Raw genomic sequence first — 3600 nt, forward strand, 5'->3', positions numbered from 1 at the left:
CAAAATAATCTTCCTTGTTTTTGACTGGAAACTTTGTTTTCTATTGGCATATCTGATATGTAAAATCCATAAGCTTTCTGCCTATCTAATACACTTTTCTTATGGATTTTCAATCCATTTTATCTCCTCAACCCCTCATCCCTTCTCCTCTCCATCACTTCTGACGCACGGACTACATAACCTATACGCCTTGATTTTCCTACATTTGGTACAGGCATCAAGGGATGCGTATGGTGTGCTGGTGCGCTGGTGCGCTGGTGCGCTGGTGCGACCCGTGAAACGGTCTATTGTTGACTGTTGCAGTTAGTCGAAAACCTTGATCAAAAGCTAGTCTTTTGCTTAAGGATAGGAAAGTCTGAAAACCAAATAGGTTTTCAGATTATACTATATTTCCTTCTATCATGCAACCTGATGTTCTGCCATCAGTATGCTACCTGAACATGCATTGTTGGTAACGACTTTGTGTGAAGCTTCAGGAAGAATGTAACCTGAGATCTTAGGATCTCCAGTATTATCCGTGAGGATGAAACTGTGCTGCAAGCATTATGCAGCAAGGTCCTAGCATTTAGTGCTATGGCTAATGTAAGTGAACCTTCGTTTAGGCTTATCAGCAACATAGGTGCGGAAATTCCTATTAGCGTATTATACGAATAATGGGCCATTCAATTAATTCTTGACACCTATTCTCCTTTAAAGTAACATGCTGCGCATGTTGCCCACTCCTCTTAAAAGGAATACTGTCCGTGTACTAGTATCTCCTTCGTTGATAATGGTAACACTCTTCCCATATCTTCTTCCCTTATCTTGCACCCTTTCTCCTTCAATATCTCGTATACTCTCTGCATTTGTTCCGTATTCCATACCACAATCGCGTTCGACACAAAACTCAGACAACTCCCCTTGTTCATCATTTCCTCATAGTCATTTGTTTTAAATGCTCCCTGATCCGCAAAAAATACATATCTTGCCAGCCTATGCCGTCCCTCGCCTCTATTCAGTTGTTTCCTTACTGCGTATCTTAACTCCTCATCATGCAGGTACCTTAGTATATATGTACTCTTCACTATCCTACCCAAATAAACTAGCGCTTTTGATAATTTCGTAAACGTTTCTTGCGCATGTAGCTTCTTCACAATTATATGCGGCTTTATTAACCCTTCCTTCAGTGAGCTTACTAGCCTTATCATATCATCCCATTGCTCATTTAATAACAACTCATCTATCCTTTCTGTACTAAATAGTTCAGGATACCCTGTCCCTTTCCTGTCAAAACAATATAACCGCTGGTCCTTCAAATCTTTAAAATGTGGTTGAAATGATATGCCCAATAAATAACATAACCCAAATAATACCTCCGTAAATCCTCCCGTATCTGTCGAATGTTCAAATGGCCTCGAGATATTCTGATTATCCAGTAACCCATCTAACACATATACTGCCTCTCTCACTGCACATGATAAAACTTCTGTATTATAAAAACCGTACACTGATCTGACATGTGCGTATATATTGTTATTCCTCTATCCAATGCTCCAAAGTATCTTGGATGCATCGAGGAATATAGCCCTTTGCTGCTAGTTCTATATCTCGACCCATCTGACGACCCTCTTTGACCTGTTCCTATTATTTTTGTAAGCCAATATTTTTGTTGCGCTTTTATTAGTATGTCGCTCGCTTCTTTCAGGTTCTTTGCACTAATGTAGTAGTTCGATACATAGCTTAATTTATCTCCATTGATTCCTTTACAATTCCTACTAAGTCCATATAACCCTAAGTTCGTCGCATGTGCTGTTATTGCCGCATTTAAAATATTTGGCGATACTTCCTCTTTTCTTCTGTTGTCTTCTAGCGGTTTAAATACTTTCACATAATTCGTTTGTCTTTGTATATATGATAACAAATCTTCTATTCTTATCGGCTCAATATATGATTCCAATAGGTTCTTAAGCTCACTTACTTCTTCTAAAGGTTCATCTCTTTGTATTACTAACTTGTTGTTCTTTATTCTTCCATACTGCCCCTTACCAAGCGATTTTATAGCCATGTGCAGATGTTCCCCAAACTCTTGTTTTAGCTTCGCAATCATATCACTGCATTGTTCTGGTACATTTAGACCCTTATAATGTGATACTCTCTCTTCCTTCCACTTCTCCACATTATAAAGGGGGGCCCAAAAATCCCTATAATATTTACTTTGTGGTAAATATAAGTTCCCTGTTCTTAGCCCTTTCTTGATCGCAAAACACAGTCCTATCTCCCACGCCTTTCTGTTGATCTCTCCAGGCTTCTTGTATAACCCTTTCTTCCAAGGACCATCTATAAAACTTGTCGGCGCTCCCTTCTTAAACTTCTTATCCTTATGATACTCCCGATAAGCTGCTATACCTTCCATAAGTCCCTCACTTCCTGTCGATGATTGAAACCCTAAATCTATAAATCTTTGTATAAACTTCGTTAAATAACTATACCTTCTTTGTGCTAACTCCGACTTCCCATACACCTCAAACTTCCCCACTATCTCGCAATCATTGATGATTTCATCTAGATCATTCTTATTCGCTGTTAACTCTTTGCAAAACTCTTCTAGTGTAGTAACCTCGCCTCTCATGATCCCTTAACATCTTCAAACTGACCAATGCCCTTCTGCTGCTTTCTCTGGCTTTATTCCTTAATCGCTTTAACTCAATCTCGTAGTCCCTATTCACTCTCCTTTCTATTTCGCTCATTAATTTGTCATAGCTGTTCACCATCAAATCCATTGTATTCTTCGTACTCTCATATAAATAACACACCACCATCACATCTCTTTTCGCTGTTGGCTTCATCCTTCTTAATGATGATATGTCATATTTGTTCACTAGTTGGGATAGTTTCTCTGAATAGCTTGGATGTATTAATTCCCATGGTAAATCTTCTAACTTTAACTCTAGTAATCCCTCTATTATTTCCAGCTTCTCACTAATATTCTTGATATTTACCTCTCCTATTGGCTTCTTTATCTCCGGTAAAAAAGCATTGTCTGCATATACCCTATTTAAATACCTGAATTGAACATCATTTATGCTCTCCGCAAATGTCTCTAAAATCTCTATCTGCGTCTTACTGTACTGACTGTACACGTACCTCATCAACCGGCTCTTACTTGGCAAATGTACTTTTGCTTTAATAAGATAATTTTCAACTTCTTCTGCTATTTCACTCTTATTGCTAATTAATAATGGGTTCCGCTCTAAAAAATCACTAACTAATGTATCTTTTTCGTAATCAAACTCTCTAAATCCTAAAAATTCTTTGATATCTTGCTTCATCTTTGATTCACTGTTCTTATTTCCTCTAATTAAAAGATGATGTATTAGCTCCATACACAGTTGTTTTGATAAATGGTTTAATACAATCACTGATATCTCTGACCACTCTTCTATAAATCTACCAGTTCTTCTTAAACAACAAATCTGCACTCCATATTTTAGCCTGTTTTCTATCCCTCTTGACCTCCTAAGATTATGTTGACGAATGCGTTTTCAACCTTTCTGTGCCTTGTATGCTCAATTTGGCACCAATTCTTAAACTGGTCAATCACTGTCTCCACAAGGCCTCTCT

The 3600-nt window shown here is 38.0% G+C and carries 3 protein-coding genes and 1 pseudogene; all 4 read right to left on the minus strand.

Annotation, left to right across the window (positions count from 1 at the left end; translation table 11 throughout):
- Window positions 1-725: 725 nt before the first annotated feature.
- Window positions 726-1448, minus strand: coding sequence for a transposase (locus EDM53_RS00485; RefSeq protein ID WP_242507793.1), 723 nt, complete (start codon window positions 1446-1448; stop codon window positions 726-728).
- Window positions 1445-2608 carry a Tn3 family transposase gene (locus EDM53_RS00490; protein WP_130121371.1) on the minus strand — a complete coding sequence of 388 codons (1164 nt, stop codon included), beginning with the start codon at window positions 2606-2608 and terminating at the stop codon, window positions 1445-1447. Before EDM53_RS00490 ends, EDM53_RS00485 begins: the two co-directional genes overlap by 4 nt.
- On the minus strand, window positions 2553-3458 hold the full coding sequence (locus EDM53_RS00495; RefSeq protein WP_165379500.1) for a DUF4158 domain-containing protein: 906 nt from the start codon (window positions 3456-3458) through the stop codon (window positions 2553-2555). The genes EDM53_RS00490 and EDM53_RS00495 overlap by 56 nt, the downstream gene beginning before the upstream one ends.
- A 35-nt stretch (window positions 3459-3493) precedes the next feature.
- Window positions 3494-3600 (minus strand): annotated as a pseudogene (locus EDM53_RS00500) (transposase); the annotation flags it as partial.

This window comes from Rickettsiales endosymbiont of Peranema trichophorum (assembly GCF_004210275.1).
In the GTDB taxonomy this organism is placed as follows: domain Bacteria; phylum Pseudomonadota; class Alphaproteobacteria; order Rickettsiales; family Midichloriaceae; genus RICK02.

What these genes read in the sequence shown, in the direction of transcription:
- EDM53_RS00490 (WP_130121371.1), bottom strand. Translation starts at nt 2,608, where the DNA reads ATGAGAGGCGAGGTTACTACACTAGAAGAGTTTTGCAAAGAGTTAACA.